This window comes from Gluconobacter vitians, assembly GCF_015244565.1.
GTDB classification, from domain to species: Bacteria; Pseudomonadota; Alphaproteobacteria; order Acetobacterales; family Acetobacteraceae; genus Gluconobacter; species Gluconobacter vitians.
In genome coordinates this window covers 50,080-68,035 of sequence record NZ_JABCQG010000009.1, presented here as the reverse complement: position 1 = coordinate 68,035, position 17,956 = coordinate 50,080, and the positions used below count along the sequence as shown (strand labels likewise).

12 protein-coding genes are annotated in these 17,956 nt (G+C 62.3%); 6 read left to right on the top strand and 6 right to left on the bottom strand.

From position 1 onward, the window contains the following. The first annotated feature begins 62 nt into the window (after positions 1–62). The 4 genes from parE to HKD24_RS08395 all read left to right on the top strand — a co-directional run bounded on the left by parE (position 63) and on the right by HKD24_RS08395 (position 5,746). Positions 63–2,078, top strand: coding sequence for a DNA topoisomerase IV subunit B (gene parE / locus HKD24_RS08410; RefSeq protein ID WP_194259889.1), 2,016 nt, complete (start codon positions 63–65; stop codon positions 2,076–2,078). Positions 2,079–2,080: 2 nt separating this feature from the next. Next, entirely contained in the window at positions 2,081–2,971 is an 891-nt protein-coding gene (locus tag HKD24_RS08405; RefSeq protein ID WP_194259888.1) for an EamA family transporter, read from the top strand. A gap of 92 nt (positions 2,972–3,063) precedes the next feature. Next, positions 3,064–3,486 (top strand): DUF2946 family protein, encoded by a 423-nt coding sequence (locus HKD24_RS08400; RefSeq protein WP_194259887.1) that lies wholly within the window; start codon positions 3,064–3,066, stop codon positions 3,484–3,486. Between the two features lie 115 nt (positions 3,487–3,601). Beyond that, the gene (locus HKD24_RS08395) at positions 3,602–5,746 is read left to right on the top strand and encodes a TonB-dependent receptor (protein ID WP_194259886.1); all 2,145 of its coding nucleotides are present in this window, start codon (positions 3,602–3,604) and stop codon (positions 5,744–5,746) included. A gap of 30 nt (positions 5,747–5,776) precedes the next feature. Here the strand turns inward: HKD24_RS08395 and dld are convergent, their stop codons facing one another. The 5 genes from dld to ileS all read right to left on the bottom strand — a co-directional run bounded on the left by dld (position 5,777) and on the right by ileS (position 13,546). Then, positions 5,777–7,507: a D-lactate dehydrogenase gene (gene dld, locus HKD24_RS08390; RefSeq protein ID WP_194259885.1), complete on the bottom strand. Its 1,731-nt coding sequence runs from the start codon at positions 7,505–7,507 to the stop codon at positions 5,777–5,779. Between the two features lie 81 nt (positions 7,508–7,588). Then, a complete protein-coding gene (mutL, locus tag HKD24_RS08385) occupies positions 7,589–9,448 on the bottom strand; it encodes a DNA mismatch repair endonuclease MutL (protein WP_194259884.1) in 1,860 nt (619 codons plus the stop codon). A gap of 89 nt (positions 9,449–9,537) precedes the next feature. Beyond that, positions 9,538–10,110, bottom strand: a complete 573-nt coding sequence (locus tag HKD24_RS08380) for a DUF3035 domain-containing protein (protein WP_062507636.1) — start codon at positions 10,108–10,110, stop codon at positions 9,538–9,540. Positions 10,111–10,175: 65 nt separating this feature from the next. Then, positions 10,176–10,688, bottom strand: coding sequence for a signal peptidase II (gene lspA, locus HKD24_RS08375; protein ID WP_062507634.1), 513 nt, complete (start codon positions 10,686–10,688; stop codon positions 10,176–10,178). Continuing rightward, positions 10,688–13,546 carry an isoleucine--tRNA ligase gene (ileS, locus tag HKD24_RS08370; protein ID WP_194259883.1) on the bottom strand — a complete coding sequence of 953 codons (2,859 nt, stop codon included), beginning with the start codon at positions 13,544–13,546 and terminating at the stop codon, positions 10,688–10,690. The genes lspA and ileS overlap by 1 nt, the downstream gene beginning before the upstream one ends. Before the next feature lie 178 nt (positions 13,547–13,724). Between ileS and HKD24_RS08365 the strand changes: the two genes are divergently transcribed. Further along, positions 13,725–14,696 carry a TraB/GumN family protein gene (locus HKD24_RS08365; RefSeq protein ID WP_322783299.1) on the top strand — a complete coding sequence of 324 codons (972 nt, stop codon included), beginning with the start codon at positions 13,725–13,727 and terminating at the stop codon, positions 14,694–14,696. Then, entirely contained in the window at positions 14,696–15,490 is a 795-nt protein-coding gene (locus HKD24_RS08360; protein ID WP_194259882.1) for a tetratricopeptide repeat protein, read from the top strand. The genes HKD24_RS08365 and HKD24_RS08360 overlap by 1 nt, the downstream gene beginning before the upstream one ends. Here HKD24_RS08360 and HKD24_RS08355 read toward each other — a convergent pair. Then, on the bottom strand, positions 15,468–17,855 hold the full coding sequence (locus HKD24_RS08355) for a TonB-dependent receptor (RefSeq protein ID WP_194259881.1): 2,388 nt from the start codon (positions 17,853–17,855) through the stop codon (positions 15,468–15,470). The two genes, HKD24_RS08360 and HKD24_RS08355, sit on opposite strands and share 23 nt — an antisense overlap. Positions 17,856–17,956: the final 101 nt, after the last annotated feature.

Here is a 17,956-nt window from a genome sequence, read left to right as displayed (position 1 = left end):
TCTCTGATCCTGTCGCGAAGCGTTCGCTTGACGTTCCGTGACGGGACGGCGACAACGCAGACATGAGCGATCTGTTCGAGTCAGGAAAGACAGGCAAAACCCGGGCCGGCGGCACCCGCAAGGGGACGGTCGACACGGAATATGGCGCCCACGACATCGAGGTGCTGGAAGGGCTTGAGCCCGTCCGGCGCCGTCCGGGCATGTATATCGGCGGCACGGATGATACCGCGTATCACCATCTGGCCTCCGAAATCCTTGATAATGCGATGGATGAGGCAGTGGCGGGGCACGCCACGACCATCGATGTCCGGCTGGAAGGCCCGCGCACGCTCATGGTGCGCGACAATGGCCGTGGTATTCCAACCGATCCCCATCCGAAATTTCCCAAGAAATCCGCGCTTGAGGTGATCTTCACCACGCTGCATGCGGGCGGAAAGTTCTCCGGCAAGGCCTATGACACCTCCGGCGGCCTGCATGGCGTCGGCAGTTCGGTCGTCAATGCGCTGTCCGAGAAGCTGGAAGTCGAGGTCGCGCGGGACCGGACGCTGTACCGGCAGGACTTCGTGCGCGGTGTCTCGCTGGCGCCGCTGGCGGAAGTCGGCAATGCGCCCAACCGCCGCGGGACGACGGTGCGTTTCACGCCCGACCCGGAAATTTTTGGCAATCATCATTTCTCCCCTGCGCGCCTCTACCGGATGTGCTGCTCCAAGGCCGCGCTGTTCCGGGGGGTGACGATTCAGTGGAAATGCGAGCCGTCCCTCATCAAGGCCGGGGACGAGACACCGGTCGAGGCCACCATCCAGTTCCCCAACGGTCTGGAAGACGCCCTTTCGGCAGAGCTCGGACCGGATCCGGATCTGCTGACGCCGATCTGGGCCGGCGACGTCGAGCTGCCGATTGCGGCAGACGGCCGTACAGGCGGGCGCGTGGAATGGGCGGTGGCATTTCTTGAGAGCGGTACGGCCTCGCTCTCCTCGTTCTGCAACACGATTCCCACGCCGCAGGGTGGCACGCATGAGGCCGGGTTCCGGGCGGCGTTGGTCAAGGGGCTGCGCGCCTGGGGCGACCAGCGCAAGGTCAAACGGGCTGCTGCGATCTCGGCCGAGGATGTCCTTGGCTCCGTGGCTGCCAAGCTCTCGGTCTTCATCCGCGATCCGCAGTTCCAGGGCCAGACCAAGGACAAGCTGACCTCACAGGAAGCTTCACGGCTGGTCGAAGGCGCACTGCGTGACCGTGTGGATCACTGGCTTGGCGGCAATCCGCAACAGGCTGACACCCTGCTGGCCTTCATGGTGGAGCGGGCGGAAGAGCGTCTGCGCCGCCGCGAAGTCAAGGACACGGCCCGCAAGAGCGCGACGCGCAAGCTGCGCCTGCCAGGCAAGCTGACGGACTGCACCCGCGAAAATGCAGCCGAGACGGAACTGTTCCTCGTGGAGGGCGAATCGGCCGGTGGTTCGGCACGTCAGGCCCGTGACCGCGAGACGCAGGCCGTGCTGCCGCTGCGGGGAAAAATCCTCAACGTGGCCTCCGCGACAACCGACAAGCTGCGGGCCAACCAGGAACTTCGGGACCTGACCGAGGCTCTGGGCTGCGGCATCGGAGCATCGTTCGACATCAGCCGTCTGCGCTACGGGCGCGTCATCATCATGACGGATGCCGACGTGGACGGGGCGCATATCGCTTCGCTTCTGATGACGTTCTTCTATCGCGAGATGCCGGAGCTGATCCGTCACGGGCACCTGCATCTGGCGCAGCCGCCGCTCTATCGCATCACGCATGGGCCCAAGACGGTCTATGCGATGGATGATCAGGACCGCGTCCGGCGCATCAAGACCGATTTCAAGGCGAATGCGAAGGTCGAGGTCTCCCGGTTCAAGGGCCTGGGTGAGATGCCGGTGAAGGATCTCAAGGAAACGACCATGGATCCGGCCCGGCGTACGCTTCTGCGGGTTATCACCCCGGCCGAGGACCGTCTGGCAACTAGTGAGCGTGTCGAAAGCCTCATGGGCCGCAAGCCGGAGCTGCGTTTCCGCTTCATTCAGGAACATGCCCGGTCCGTTGACGAGCTCGACGTCTGAGCGTGTCGTCACCGGCCAGTACCACGGAGTCTCATAGCCAGCTCAAGGCCGTCGGATGTCTGATCGGAGGGATTTCCTCCTTTCAGATCGGCGCAACGCTGGCAAAGGGGCTGTTTCCCCTGTTCGGTCCGACCGGCATGGTGGGGCTGCGCGTGTGTCTGGCGGCCGTGATCCTGCTGTCCATCTGGCGACCAACGCGGGGGACCCTGACGGTCGAGCGCGTGAAGCTGCTCCTGCCCTATGGCGCATCTGTTGCGGTCATGAACTTCTGTTTTTATGTGGCACTGGTCCGGCTGCCGCTCGGCGTTGTTGTCGCGCTTGAGTTTACAGGACCGCTTACGCTGGCACTGGTCGGGTCACGCCGATGGCTGGATCTGTGCTGGGCCGGGCTTGTGGTTCTGGGACTGTTTCTGCTGCTGCGACCGGAAGGCGCGACGGTCGGCCTGTCGTCACTCAACCTGTTCGGCGTAGCGGCGGCTCTTCTGAGCGGGTGCGGCTGGGTGGTCTATATCCTGACGGGCACGCGGATGGGCAGGATGTTTCCTGCGCCCGTTGCGACCACTCTGGGCATGAGCACGGCGGCGATCATCCTGCTGCCCTGCCTGATCCCCACGATCCCGACGGTTCTGACCCATCCCTGGCAGGGCGGCGCCGCGCTGAGCGTTGCGGTCCTGTCCTCGGCAGTGCCCTATATCCTGGACATGATGGCCATGCGGAACCTGAGCCCGCGTGATCTGGGCATCCTGCTGAGCATGGAGCCCATGCTGGGTGCGCTTTCAGGATTCATTTTCCTGCATGAGGCGCTATCCATCATGCGCTGGATGGGCGTGCTGTGCATTGCCGCGGCTTCGGCCGGGAATGTCCTGACGGGTCGGCAGAAGCCGCTGCACTGACCGTCATCAGCTGAAAACCGGCGGAAATATAGGGATGGGCCGTATTCTGCTCCCTTGACCGGGCCGTAGCTCGGGCGCCAGATGCGGGCATCATGTCTGCCCATCCTTTCCCTTCAACCCGACGGTCCCGCGCCTGTGCGCTTGCGGTCATCGTCGCGGTGTTGCTGGGATTTCTGGGGCAACTGGTTCTTCAGGGATGTGCCTATCCCGAGGAAAGCCCACGGGCGACGATCGAGCGCCTGACGGGAATCGACATTGCGCCGTTACCTGCGGTGATGGCGGAACCAATGCCGGGTATGATGTCCGGGCATCATTCTCACCACCATTCCCATGATGGCAGTTGTCCGCTCTGCCCTCTGTTGCAGCTTCTGGCTGTTATTCTTGCCAGCCTGCCTGTCATGCCGGGTTGTGGAACCGTCGGACGCCTGATCCGGCAGAAACCCGGTGCGCCACGTGCACCGCCGGCGATCCGGCGTCTGCTTCCCCCGTCCCGAGGGCCTCCCTGCCTCGTCTGAACTCTATCGTGGTCATGGCGGAGGATAAAGGGTTCTGCGGTCTGCTTTTCTGAAGCGGGCCTTCAGGGCGTGATCCGCCGTGACTGGGTTTTCAGACCAGTCGAGGATGTGGATCATGCTCCCTCTCTTCAGCGTCCGTGCAGACGGAAGCGCATGCCGTGCCTGCACGCTTCTTGCCGCCATCGCTTTTTCCCTGAGCACTTTTCCATCAGCGTCTGCGCAGGATGACGCTGCCCCGCCAGAGTCTGTTGAAGCTGGCAAGGCCGAACAGTTGAGCGTCATCGGCATGCGCCAGCCGCGAACGACCAGCGCGGATACGGCGCATCTTCTGGACCATGCGCTGGGCTACAGCACCTATTCCGCAGGCGGTGTTTCCGCCCTCCCCGTCCTGAACGGCATGGCCGATGACCGCGTGGCGACACTCGTGGACGGGATGCGGATCGATGCGGCCTGCCCGAACCACATGAACCCGGCCATGTCCTATGTCGATCCGGACAGCGTGTCCCATGCCGTGGCGATTGCGGGCATCACGCCTGTCAGTCTGGGCGGGGACAGTATCGGCGGCACCGTGGAGGTCGAACGGAAAGACCCGCTATTCGCCAAGACAGGCAATATCCTCGTGACGGGGCATGTGCGTGGCGATTATCGCAGCAATGGCGGCGGGTCAGGGGCTTCGGGTTCCCTGACGGTCGCCAATGACATGTTCAGCCTGCGCTATACAGCGTCTTATTCCCATGCCAGCGACTATCAGGCTGGCGGGAACGGGCAGCATGTGCGGTCCACGGACTATCTGAGCTTCAACCATGCAGTGACGCTGGGCGTGAAGAAAGCCAATCATCTGCTGGCCCTGACCTTTGGGCAGCAGGACATCCCGTATGAGGGCTTTCCCAACCAGTATATGGACATGACGAACAACCGGTCCACTTTCGTGAACGGCAAGTACAAGGGCGATTTCAACTGGGGCACGCTGGATGTGCGCGGATCCTGGCAGCGAGTGACGCATGTCATGGATATGCTGTCAGACAAGGGCGGCCATAGTGCCACCACGGGTATGCCGATGAACACGGACGCGCGGACGGCGGCCTATGCGATCAAGGCGACCATTCCGCTCGGGCTTAAACATACGCTCAAGCTGGGCAGTTCCTTCGACCATAACGGGTTGAACGACTGGTGGCCGCCTGTGCAGCGCAGCATGATGATGGGACCTGGCACCTATCACAACATCAATAACGGCCATCGGAACCGGCTGGGACATTTCGCGGAATGGGATGCGCAGTGGCTGCCGCGCTTTTCCACGCAGCTCGGGTTCCGCAATGATGTGGTGATGATGAATACCGGGAAAGTCGCGCCCTATTCCTGGAGCAGCATGATGTCGATGGCGGATGCGGCCGCAGCCGAGACATTCAACAAGACGTCACGCGGCCGGACGGACGTCAATTTCGACGTCACGGCAACAGGACGCTGGAAGCCGCTGGACAGTCTGTCCATTGAAGGGGGCTATGCCCGCAAGACGCGCTCACCGAACCTGTATGAGCGCTATGCCTGGGGCATGGGCAGCATGGCGACGCGCATGATCGGCTGGTTTGGCGATGGCAACGGCTATGTGGGAAACCTGAATCTGTCGCCCGAAATCGCCAATACGGCCAGCGTGACGGTGAACTGGCATGACCCCAACCCGACGCAGCGCTGGGACCTGAAAATCCAGCCGTTTTACACCTACACGCACAACTACATTAACGTCCGGCGACTGGAGAGCTTTTCGAACGGGCTGTCGATGCTGGGTTTCGTCAACCACAGTGCGCAGAGCTACGGCATCAACGCCTCAGGGTCCGTACGCCTCTGGGACAGACCGGCTTACGGACGGGGCGAGCTTGTCGGAAACATCAACTGGGTGCGCGGCGTGGATCTGGTGACGCATTCGGGCCTGTATCACCAGATGCCGGCAAATGGCGTGATCGGGCTGCACGAGACCTATGAGAACTGGACGGGTCGCGTCGAGGTAACGCTCGTGAAATCCAAGGACACCGTGGACTGGCTGCGCAACGAGCCCCGCACGCCGGGCTACGCGCTGCTGGGGCTTGGGGGGAGCTATCGCTGGCGGTATTTCACGCTCAATGCCGAACTGGCGAACGTACTGAACCAGCGATATTACCTGCCGCTTGGCGGCCTCTCGCTGGGTGATTACGATGCCACGGGTGTTCTGGGGCCGTTGCCCGGAATGGGGCGGTCCTTCAACATGAACCTGACCGCCTCATTCTGAAAAAACCGGGCCGGGAGAACCGGGAGCGCGTCAGACGCTCTCGGCAACCCAGTTCCGCTTCTTTGTCGCCAGACCGATGCCCGGATTGAAGCAGTTGCAGGGGTCGAGGCTGCGGTAATGCTCGACCATTTCCTCGGGCGCTTTGTAGAGATGTCCGACATTGTGTTCCGCCGGATAGCGCGCCCCGCGGGCATCCAGTCCGGGAAGCATGTCGTGCTCCACCTTCATGGCGTTGTAACCCTTCTTGATCACGTAATCCTGGTGCATCACGTGGCAGAAGAAGTGGCCGTAATAGAGTTTGACGATGATCCGGTCCTCGATTTCCTTGGGAAGGACCTCGAACCATTCACGGTCGTTGCGGCGCAGGGCAACGTCGAGCGCTACGATGTCTTCAGCGGTTTTCGTATGGACCGCACGGTAACGCACGGCGGCACCGGCTGCGGCGAAGCGGTGCAGGAAGGCGCGCGTGCCTTCATCCGGCGTACATTCGAAGAAGGCGCCACCTGTGCTTGAGGCCCACTGCTCCAGATAGGCACGGACGGGTGCGGTCATATGGGCGGAGACCTTGAGCATCAGGTGATGCTCGAAACGGTCGCGGTAGTCGCACATGCGTTGGGGAAGCTGTTTCGGCAGAAAGCGGCTGATAAACTGCATTGCCAGATCGCTGAAATGATCCGGCAGGAATGGCAGGCGCTGCGCGAAAACGTCGAACCTGGACTTCATGGAGAAGAACATCGGCAGGTATTTCGTACCGAAATAGCGGATGACCGCAAACGTGTCCTTGCCGTATTTTTCGGCAATATTGAACGCATCGCGATGCAGGTATTCACCGGCGATCGGCAGCTCGTCGAAATGGGTCAGGGCGTGACGGCGGAGGTCTTCGAGGTCGGATGTGTTGTTCGTCCCGATATAGAACACGCCCGGATTCCTGTTGGCTTCGAACGTGTCGAGACGGACAGCAAACACGACCAGCTTGCCCGCACAGCCTGCGGCTTCATACCAGCGGTTGGGATCGGCATTGAAGCGGGCGGGAGTGTCGGCATCCACGTCCCGGACATGGGTGGCGTAGTTCTCGTCATGACCGCGACCGGCTTTCCAGTCGATGGCGCTTTCCGGAAGCTGTCCGGCCTGTACGGCGGCAAGGATCTGCTCGGGATTGCCTTCAAGACGGATGCCGAGATGATTGACGAGATGGAGTTTGCCGTCCTCGCCCATCTGGCCGAACAGGGCCATCTCGGTAAAGGCCGGTCCACGCTGCACCAACGCGCCGCCGGAGTTGTTGCTGACGCCGCCGAGAACCGAGGCGCCGATACAGGACGAACCGATCACGGAATGGGGTTCGCGACCGATCGCAGCCAGTTTTTCTTCCAGATCATGCAGGGTGGAGCCCGGCAGGCAGACGACCTGCTTGCCCTGACCGATCAGGTGGATGCCGTCCAGACGGTTCGTGCTGATGATGACGACATCGCGGTCGTAGTCATTGCCGTCAGGGGTAGAACCGCCGGTCAGGCCGGTATTGGCGGCCTGCATGATGATGATCCGGCCCGTCTCGGCGCAGAGCTTTGCGGCGCGCCACAGCTCCACCAGACTGCTGGGCTGGAGAACCGCAACCACGTCACCCATGCCGAATCGGAAGCCCTTGCGGAAACGGTAGGTTGCGCTCGGCTTGGTCAGGACGTGGCGCGCGCCCACGATGGCACGGAGGGAATGAATGAGCGAGGCGTTGCTGACCTCGGAACTACTTTTCAGGGACGCTGACATTCTGTTGTCTTTCCTACCGCCAAAGTGATCGCAGCTGGTCCTAACATGGTGTTGCAAGAAACCGCTCTTCAACCCTGCGTGTTATTTAACGCGTCCAAAAAGACGTTCAAGTTCACGCCGTGTCAGTTTGAGCCAGGTTGGTCGTCCGTGTGAACAAGTATTTGCACGCGGTGTCAGTTCCATCTCGCGCAACAGGGCATCCATTTCCTCAGGCTTGAGACGACGACCTGCGCGGATGCTGCCGTGACATGCCATCCGCGCCAGAATGGCATCCAGATGATGCGAAAGACTTCCCGTACCTGCAGGGGCCAGATCCGGATCGCTGACCAGTTCGTCGGCCACGTCTTTCAGAAGCCCCTGAATGTCCTGTGCCCCCAGAAGAGCGGGAACCGAGCGCAGCAGCACGCTGCCGGGACCGAAAGATTCAAGATCGATCCCGAGCTTCGAAAGCTCCTCCGCGCGCGCCATGAGAGCTTCCGCCTCGCGACGCGGCAGGTCCACCACTTCCGGTAGAAGCAGGGCCTGCGACCGCAATGTCCCACCACTGGCATATTGTTCGCGCAGACGCTCATGGGTCAGGCGCTCATGGGCAGCATGCTGGTCCACGAGAACGAGGTCGCCATCGGGTGCTAGGGCCAGAATGTATGTGTCAAAAACCTGCGCAATGGCGGCACCGAGCGGGAATGCAGGATCGAGGGCTTCTGGCTGCTGCGGAGCACGGGCAGCGGGAGCAAAAGCCGGATCTGTTTCCGCAAAACCCGGTCGGGCCAGAGGCGGAGTAGCGTCCCGCAGAGGCGAAGACCGTGGGGCATAACCGGTCGGCAGGCTGCCCTGTAGCGGTACGGAGGCCGATGCGTCCCGTGGCTCCGGCAGGCGGGGCGGATAGACGATGGACGGGCGCGAACCGAAGCTCGCATGAATGCCGCCACCGCCATTCGAACCATGACCCAGCGCCCGGCCCAGACCGCCAATGACGAGAGACCGGATTTCGGCTTCATCGGCAAAGCGCAGTTCGGTCTTGGCAGGATGCACGTTCACATCCAGCCGTTCCAGCGGCACTTTCAGATGCAGCGCCATAACCGGGAAGCGGCCACGCTCAATGACGGGACGATAGGCCACGCGGATGGCTGTGCGGAGCATCGGGTCCGTGACAGGCCGGTTGTTGACCAGAATGAACTGGCCCGACCCGGTGGCGCGGGTCCGGGCAGGGCCGCAGGCAAAACCCGACAGACGGACAGAACCGCGCTGTTCATCGAGCGGGATCAGCGTGTCGGGCGTCGTGTCCAGAACAGCGGCCGTGCGGGCGATGGGGCTCTGTTCCGGCAGGTCGAACAGAACCTTGTCGTCCAGCAGAACGCGCATGGCGCAATGGGGCGCGGACAGGGCCAGACGACGCATGACGGATTCGGCATGGCCGCTCTCGACCCGGGCGCTTTTGAGGAACTTGCGTCGTGCCGGGGTGGCAAAGAACAGGTCTGTCACGACGATGCGCGTGCCAACCGGACCGGATGCAGGCTGTAGTGGCGTGATGACACCGCCATCGACGCGGATGCACCATGCAGTGTCTGACTCCGGCGTACGGGACGTGATGGACAGGCGCGCACTGGCGCCGATGGACGGCAATGCCTCGCCCCGAAAACCCAGCGTGCGGATCTGGACGAGGCGGTCGTCCTGAAGCTTGGAGGTACAGTGCCGCTCGACGGCCAGTTCCAGTTCGGCCGGGGTCATGCCGCAGCCATTGTCGGTGACGTCGATCCGGTCCGTCCCGCCAGCGCGCAGGGCAACTACAATGCGGGTTGCGCCGGCATCAACAGCGTTCTCCACCAGTTCCTTGAGAGCGGCGGCGGGGCGTTCAATGACCTCGCCGGCTGCAATCAGGTCAATGACATGGCCGGAAAGACGACGGATTGTGGGGCGGGAAAAGGACGGGGCCTCGGACACGATGCCTCCTCATCGTCCGGACAGAGTCCGGACGGCAGACAGGGCCGTCCCTTCTGCCCGGTCATCAGGACAGACGGGACGGAGGGTATTCAGAGAACGCCCAGGAAAGCTTTCTTCTTGCGGACGGTTGGGGTCGCACCTGTTGCCGGGTTGCGGCCCAGAGCCGAGTTTTCGCGGATGCGGCGGTTTTCGGCGTCTCCATCAACGACGGAACCGGCGCTGCCACCTTTCCAGAACATCAGGTTGTCCACGAAGCCCGCGTCAGCCGTCCCGAGTTCGGCATTGTTCGGCGCATTGGCGGACTTGTCCACCTGCCCGACAAGCGCGCTCTGGCCCGAACTGCCCTGTCCGGCATCCGGGTGCAGGGCCGTGTCCGGCGACAGGGTTTCAAGCGCCTGCATCCGCGGGCTTTCGTCCGGACGGTGGGCGTCGGCTGCGCCGGGAAGCTGCATCTGCTCGGAAGGCGGCATCGACAGCGGGGCGCGGGTGGTGACGGTGTACTCGTCGGGCATGGCCCGTTCGAGGCCGATCGCGCGTGAGACATCCGCACCCGAGCAGCCCGAAAGCAGCAGGCCGACGGAAGCCATGGCACCCATCTGGACACTGAGACGGGCAACGGAAAGACGGTTACGACGCATGGAGGGCCCCTGGGACGCGATCATGATGCAACACTCCTACAGTCCGCGCGACGCGGGGGCAAGCCATTGGAACAAGTTCCGCAATCGCATCACTTGGCCGCGGCCTGACGTTCCGCGAGCAGGGAGTCGATCAGCCAGACGATGACGCCGCAGACGATCCCTGAATCCGCGATATTGAAGACATACCATGACCAGCCGAATGCATGGGCGTGCAGGAAATCCACAACCGCCCCATAGCGCAGGCGGTCAATGACATTGCCAATGGCGCCACCGGCAATCGCACCACAGGATGCCGCCACGAGCGTGCGCTTCGTGCGTGTCAGGGTCCAGACCAGAAGCCCTACGGCGATCAGGGAAACCGCGCAGAAAATCCACGGTCCCCGGCTGCCGAGGCCGCCGAACATGCCGAACGTCACGGCGTGGTTCCAGACCATTGTGAAGTTCAGGAACGGCAGGATCTCGACCGACCCCCGGTCCGGCAGATGGTAAACATAGAGGATCCAGTCCTTGCTGGCCTGATCCAGAACGAGGACCAGAACCAGCAGGGCGAGACCCAGAACCATACGGCCGGTCCGGCTCATGCCCTCATGCCACAGGGACATCAGGCACTCACCACGTCGATGCAGCGGCGGCACAGGGCCGGATGTTCGGCGTTCTCGCCGACCTCGGGCAGGACCTTCCAGCAGCGGGCACATTTATGGCCCGGCGCACGCTCGACCTGCGGACCGCCATGAGCCGTGTCCCCCGGCAGCAGCTCGGTTTCCGCATGGGAGGTGATGAGCAGTTCGGCCCAGTCCAGCCCGCCGAAGATCCCGGCTTCTTCCTGCGAAAGCGGCAGCGTAACGCTGGCTTCGAGCGAGGAGCCGATCGTGCCGTCGCGGCGGGCGGTTTCCAGCTCGGTCGTGATCAGGCGGCGATAGGCGCGGATGTCTTCCCAGCGGTTGCCAAGTTCCGGATCGTTCCATTCGGCGTCCGGCTCGAAGAACTGCGCAAGATGCACGCTCTCTCCTTCGCCGAAGCGGGCCTGCCAGGCTTCCTCAGCCGTGAAGACGAGGACGGGAGCAAGCCAGGTGCAGAGGGCGCGATGCAGGGCGTCCAGCACCGTGCGGGCCGCGCGCCGCGTCGGATCGGACGGGGCATCGCAGTAGATCGCATCCTTGCGGATGTCGAAATAGAACGCCGAGAGATCGGTGGTGCAGAAGCCGTGCAGTGCCGGATAGACACCGACCCACTGATGCGTCTCGACCGCGCTGGCGATCAGGCCGCGCAGTTCCGTCAGGCGGTGCAGGATATACTGCTCCAGCGGCGGCAGATCGGCGTAAGGCACGGCTTCTTCGAGCGTGAAGCCATCCAGCGCACCGAGCAGCCAGCGCAGCGTATTGCGCAGACGGCGGTAGAGTTCGCCCTGCTGCTTGAGGATTTCCTGCCCGATGCGGAGATCTTCGTTCGTGTCGGAGTTGAGGACCCACAGACGCAGGATGTCGGCGCCAAGGCTGTCGGTCACGTCCGAAGGGGCCACGACATTGCCCAGCGACTTGGACATCTTGCGGCCCTGCTCGTCCATGACGAAGCCGTTGGTCACGAGCGCCCTGTAGGGTGCGACCCCCATCGTGCCGACACTTTCCAGCAGGGAGGACTGGAACCAGCCGCGATGCTGGTCCGAGCCTTCAAGATAGAGATCAGCCGGGAAGTTCAGGCCTTCCTGTCCCAGATCGAAGCGATGGGTGGAGCCGCTTTCGAACCAGACATCCACGATGTCGAAGACCTGTTCGTAATCGGCGGGATCACGGTCGGCGCCGAGGAAAATGGCCGGGTCGGCTTCGTACCAGACATCCGCCCCTTTTTCACGGAAAGCCTCGACGATACGCTGCATGACGGCCGCATCGCGCAGGACTTCACCGGTGCGCTTTTCAACGAAGACTGCGATCGGCACGCCCCAGGCGCGCTGACGGGAGATGCACCAGTCGGGGCGCTGCTCGATCATGGAGGTCAGGCGACGGCGGGCGGCTTCGGGGACGAACGTGACGTTGTCCAGCGCGCTCAGGGCCTTTTCACGCAGCTTCGTCTGGCCATCCATCGCGATGAACCACTGTGGCGTGGCGCGGAAGATGATCGGAGCCTTGGAGCGCCAGGAATGCGGATAGGAATGACGGACCATTCCACGGGCCATCAGGCCGGTGGCCGGGGCATCGTCATGTTCGGCGGACTGGCGGGCTTCGGTCAGAAGGTCGCAGACCGGATCGGCTGCCTTGAAGACATGGATGCCGGCCAGATGCGGAACCCACGGTGCATAGCGGCCGTCATCCTGCACGAGTTCGGGGACTTCGATGCCGTACTGACGGCAGAGCATGAAGTCGTCCTGACCGTGGGACGGCGCCATGTGGACGAGGCCCGTGCCGGCATCGGTCGTGACAAAGTCGCCCGGCAGCATCGGCACATCATATTCATAGCCACGACCCCGCAGCGGATGGGCGCAGACTGCACCTTCGAGCGCATTGCCCGGCAGGGTGTAGAGAACGTGATGTGCTGTGATGCCTGCATCCGTGCAGAACGCGTCCACACGATCCTCGGCCACCAGCAGCTTCGCGCCCTGTGGGACGAGGCTGTTCTCGTTCGTCTCATCGACGCGCAGGACGACATAGGTGATGTCTGGACCATAGGCGAGCGCGCGGTTGGCCGGGATGGTCCAGGGCGTGGTCGTCCAGATGACGGCCGAGACGCCATTCAGGGCGTGGGCGGGCGTCGGGTCCTTGATGATCGGGAAGGCCACGAAGATCGTGGTGGAGTCGATGTCGTGATATTCGATCTCGGCTTCGGCCAGTGCCGTCTTCTCGACCGGACTCCACATGACGGGGCGCAGGCCGCGATAGAGGCTGCCATTGAGCAGGAACTTGCCGATCTCATCGACGATCTTGGCTTCGGAGCTGAAGTCCATCGTCACGTAACGGTTGGCCCATTCGGCCTGCACGCCGATACGCTTGAAGTCCTCAGCCTGCTTCTGCACCCATTCGGCAGCGTACTGGCGGCATTCGGCGCGGAACTGGAGCAAGGGCACCTGATCCTTGTCCTTGCCGGCCTTGCGGTACTGTTCCTCGATCCGCCATTCGATCGGCAGGCCGTGGCAGTCCCAGCCCGGAAGATAGCGGACTTCATACCCCGACATGCGATGGGCGCGGTTGATGACGTCCTTCATCACCTTGTTCAGGGCGTGTCCGATGTGAATGTGGCCGTTGGCGTAGGGAGGTCCGTCATGAAGCGTGAAGACGGGACGTCCCTTCCCGGCCTCCCGGATCTTTTCGTCCAGCCCTGTCGCGGCCCAGCGGGCGAGCGTTTCAGGCTCGCGCTTGGGCAGGCCGCCGCGCATCGGAAAACCGGTGCGGGGGAGAAACACGGTATCGCGGTAGCGGTCCTGCTGTTCCTTGAAGGCTGCGACGGAAGGATCGGGGGTCTTATCGGACATGGGGACGGGCCAGTTTCGGTCATTCACACAAAGGGGGAACCATATGGAGATTGCGGGCCAATCCGGTCAAGTCCGCGTTAAGGGCGGCAGCAATGCAGGGTCGCCCCAAAGCGGGTTGCCGGGGCGGCGGGACTCGCGGATGATGGGCGGTATGGCGCTTTTTTCAGAAGGCAGATCCGTGAACGCACTTCGTTTCTTCCAGTCTGTTGCAGGAGCCGTTCTGGGTGTCTGTGCAGGATTCAGCATCGCCGCACACGCGCAGGCGCCCCGTTGCCCGGCGGCGGCAAGCGTGCCGGACAAGGCCCGGATGACGCAGATGTTCCAGACATCACCGGACCGGGGGTTCCTGTGGAAAGTGACGAAAGATGGTCACTCGTCTTGGCTGTATGGAACGCTGCATGTCGCAAAGCAGGACTGGCTGCTGCCCGGCCCGCTGACGCGCGCTGCGATCCTGCACAGCAGCGAGATCGCGCTGGAGCTTGATCTGAATGCGCCGGACACGGCTATCACGCTGCGGCAGCCGGAAGATCCGGCCCGATGGGCGCATCTCGTCCAGTCCGGACGAAAGGCGAAGGTGGATGCGCTTATGGATCAGCAATGCGTGCCCAGCGCGGCGTTCGCGCATGTGGCAGTTGGTGTGGAAGCGGCAGGGGTTGAGTCCCTGTCATCACGCCCGGACGGATATTATCCGGATTATGCCGTGGATGCCGTTTTGCAGGGCATGGCGGGCAGTCTGAAGAAGCCGCTGATCGGGCTGGAGACGGTGCAGATGCAGCGGGAGTTGCTGATTGGACCGGATCAGACGGATGAAGATGCATTTATTGATGACATCGTCAAAGGTGTGTCGTCCGGCAAGACGCAGACCGAGAACCAGCGGCTGGCGGAAATGTGGGCCTCGAGCGACGTGAAGCGGCTGGAGCGGTATCAGGACTGGTGCGACTGCCTGGATACGCCACAGAAGCGGCGCTTCATGACGCGGCTTCTGGATGAGCGGAATGTCGGGATGGCGGCAAAAATCGAGAAGATCCATGAGAGCGGGACATCACTGTTCGCGGCTGTGGGCTCCCTGCACATGGCGGGGCCGAAAGGTCTGCCCGCCCTGCTCCGCAAGGACGGGTTCGAGGTCCAGCAGATCGTGCCAGCGCCCTGATGAAGCGGATCGTTCAGAAACTTTTGGGACGGAAGCCATCGTCACGTCGTCCCGAAGCCCCTGCCCTGCCACCGCAGATCGAGGAAATCAGGCAGGGCGCATTAAAAGGACAGCATCTTCAGATCGTGCAGTGGGGGCAGGTGCTGCTGGACAGCGTCTATGTTCCGCGTGATCCGGTGGCAGCGCTGGACTGGTTCACGATCGCGGCCAATGCCGGCTTCGGACCGGGACATAATATGCGTGGGCGGTGTTTCCAGTTCGGCTGGGGTTGCGAGAAGGATCTTCCGCAGGCGGCCCGCTGTTATGAGGCTGCGGCAAAAGCCGGAGACGAATGGGGCCGGTACAATCTGGGCATTATGACCATGCGCGGGATCGGCATGGAGCCGGATCTGCCGCGGGCGCTGGATCTGTTCCGGACAGCGGCAAATAACGGCCATGCGAAATCCATGAACCTGTATGCGCGGTTTCTGGAAGAAGGATGGGTGGTGCCGCAGGACCGGGCGGCGGCGCTGGACTGGTACCGGAAATCGGCAGAAGGCGGCGATTACCGGGGGCAGCACAATCATGCCACGGCGCTTGTGGATGCTGGGAAGATCAATGAGGCGCTGGGTTGGTGGCGCAAGGCTGTCGTGGATGCGACGTCCGATATTCTCCTGGCGATGGATCAGAAGCTGACGGCTTTGGGACCGAAGGGCGATGCGGAGTTGCTGGAAAGGGTGCGCAGGCGCCTGACGGAGATGGGGATTTCTCCGTCAGGCGCGGCTGGTCCGGTCAGTATGTCGCCGAAAGGTTGAAGAGAAAGGACCGGCCGATCGACGGTGTGGCGCGGTTGCTGAACAGGCTGCCGTAGTTCAGGCGGTTGTCGAGGTTGTAGCCGTTCATGGCGACGCGCCAGCGCTTGGTGATGTTGTGGGAAATCATGGCATCCCATTCCACCGTCGCCGGAACGCGGGCCGTGTTGGCGGCATCGAGCCACACCCCTTCACGCCATGTCAGGCCCCCACCGAAGGTCAGGTTATAGGGTTTGTTGGGCGCGATCGTGTAGGTGGACCAGATCGTGGCTGAGTTCTTCGGTGCATACTGGATGCGCTTGCCGACATCGGCGGCCGTGCCTGCCAGGGTCTTGGCGTCGTAGAAGGCGTAGGTGCCGATCATGGTCCAGTTCTTCAGGATCTCGCCCGATATGCTCAGTTCCACGCCCTGGTTGCGCTGACGGTCGCTCGACGAGGAGACGTCGCCGTTCTGGTCCGTCTGCAGCGAATTGCCCTTTTCAAGACGGAACACGGAGGCCGTAAAGCCCATGCGGCCGTGGAAGGCATTGTACTTGGCGCCCAGTTCGTAAAGGCTGCTGCGCTCGGGCTTGAAACCTTCCGTGCTGGATTTCAGCGGCTCGGAACTGTTGGTGACATACAGGCCAAGCGGCGTCGTGGACTGCGCCCAGTTGAAATAGATCATCGTGTTGTCGTCAGGCGTGTACATCAGGCTGACGGTCGGGTTGAACGTGTCCTGATCCTGCCCGAAAGCCACGCCCGATCCGGCAACGCCGCCATTGGCCGAATAATGGCTGTTCCAGTGATCCCAGCGGAAGCCGCCCTTGATGGAAAAGACCGGCAGAAGCCACATTTGTTCGGAGAAGAACGCGCCGACATCCGTGGCATCGCCCGTTTTGTAGATGGCATGGCCCACGCCGGGAATGTTTACGATGTTGGGGGCATACTGACCCAGAGACCCCAGCAGCAGGCCCGGCTGATTGGGGTTCGGGTTGAGCAGGCTGGTCGTGTCTTTCTGCGTGCCGTTCTGTCCGTCGAAATTATAGGCGTAGTTCGTGCGGCGATCATAGACATGCGAGACATCCCAGCCGGCAATCATTTCATGCCGGATGGAGCCGGTGTCGAACTTCGCGACGGCTGAAAAGACGTTCTGCACGGACCAGTCGTTCTGCTGATAGGGCTCCGGCCCACCCACGCCACCGCGACGGTTGACCATTGCCGCAGAAGGATTGGTGAAGAGATTGGCGGTACAGGTCGCATCACAGGCTTCCTGCGAGGAGGAGAAATACCGCTCGTACATGCCACCGCGCAGGTCATCGTAAAGCGTGATGTGCGGATTGAGCGTGAATTTCAGGCGGCCGGTCAGCATGTCTACGTTCGAGGCATCCTGATCATAGGACGTACCATACCAGTTGGTCCGTTTGACACCGTATTCCGTCACCGGGAGGCCATAGGCCGTACCGGGTTTCGTCACGACCGGGACACCATAATCGGGAATGCGGTTATCGCTCTGATGGAAGTATTCGAGCGTGAAGGTGGTGCGTTTGCCCAGACCGAAGGCGATGGACGGCGCGATGCCCCAGCGGTGGGAATAAAGTTGGTCACGGCCGACGACATTGTTTTCGTTGCCCATGCCGGTAATGCGGATGGCCGTGGACTCGCCGATCTGTTTGTTGAAGTCGAGCGTGCCGCGATAATAGGCACCCGAGCCGCCCGAGAAGCTGCCGCCATAGCTGTCGCCGAGATGGGCAACCTTGGTGGTGATGTTGATGGCGCCACCTGTCGTTCCGTTGCCGAAGACTTCCGAAGACGGGCCCTTGATGACCGAGACGTGGTCATAATCGAAGCTGTCACGGGTATAGACCCCGAAATCGCGCAGGCCGTTTTCATAGATATCGTTCTGGGCCTGGAAACCGCGGATCAGGAACTGGTCGCCCGCCATGCCGCCCTCGCCTTCCCCGACCGAGGCGGTTATGCCCGGCACGTTGCGCAGGGCCTCGTCGAGCGATTTGACGTTCTGCTGCTGCATCAGGAGCTGCGGGACGATGTTGATGGTCTGCGGCGTGTGCAGCGCATCCTGCGGCATGCGGCTCAGGCCCATCGATTCATGCAGGATGTTCATGGGCGAACCCACGACCTGAAGATGCTCGGCTTCCTCGGGCGCAGCCGTGACGCTGTTATCCGCTGTCTTCGGCGCGGGCGGAGCACTCTTTGGGGCTGCCGGTTTTGTGTCCTGCGAGCGGGCGGCGTCATTCCTGGGAACAGGATGGCGACGGGGTTTGTGGTGGTGCCGGGTGTCGTCCTGGGCGTGCGCGGCCGTGCAGACAAGCGTCAGGCCTGCGGCAAGGGAGAGTGGTCCCAGAGGGTGGCGGGGTATTCTGGACGACATCGGAGCACGATCCTGCAAACGAAAACGGATGCTGCCCTTAAAATGTTAATGCGAATAATTCTCAATACAGATTCAGCAACATTGCGAAAGATTCTCATTCT

What these genes read in the sequence shown, in the direction of transcription:
- dld (WP_194259885.1), bottom strand. Translation starts at nt 7,507, where the DNA reads ATGTCAGCGTCCCTGAAAAGTAGTTCCGAGGTCAGCAACGCCTCGCTC.
- HKD24_RS08360 (WP_194259882.1), top strand. Translation starts at nt 14,696, where the DNA reads ATGAAGCGGATCGTTCAGAAACTTTTGGGACGGAAGCCATCGTCACGT.
- lspA (WP_062507634.1), bottom strand. Translation starts at nt 10,688, where the DNA reads ATGTCCCTGTGGCATGAGGGCATGAGCCGGACCGGCCGTATGGTTCTG.
- HKD24_RS08380 (WP_062507636.1), bottom strand. Translation starts at nt 10,110, where the DNA reads ATGATCGCGTCCCAGGGGCCCTCCATGCGTCGTAACCGTCTTTCCGTT.
- HKD24_RS08355 (WP_194259881.1), bottom strand. Translation starts at nt 17,855, where the DNA reads ATGTCGTCCAGAATACCCCGCCACCCTCTGGGACCACTCTCCCTTGCC.
- parE (WP_194259889.1), top strand. Translation starts at nt 63, where the DNA reads ATGAGCGATCTGTTCGAGTCAGGAAAGACAGGCAAAACCCGGGCCGGC.
- ileS (WP_194259883.1), bottom strand. Translation starts at nt 13,546, where the DNA reads ATGTCCGATAAGACCCCCGATCCTTCCGTCGCAGCCTTCAAGGAACAG.
- HKD24_RS08400 (WP_194259887.1), top strand. Translation starts at nt 3,064, where the DNA reads ATGTCTGCCCATCCTTTCCCTTCAACCCGACGGTCCCGCGCCTGTGCG.
- HKD24_RS08395 (WP_194259886.1), top strand. Translation starts at nt 3,602, where the DNA reads ATGCTCCCTCTCTTCAGCGTCCGTGCAGACGGAAGCGCATGCCGTGCC.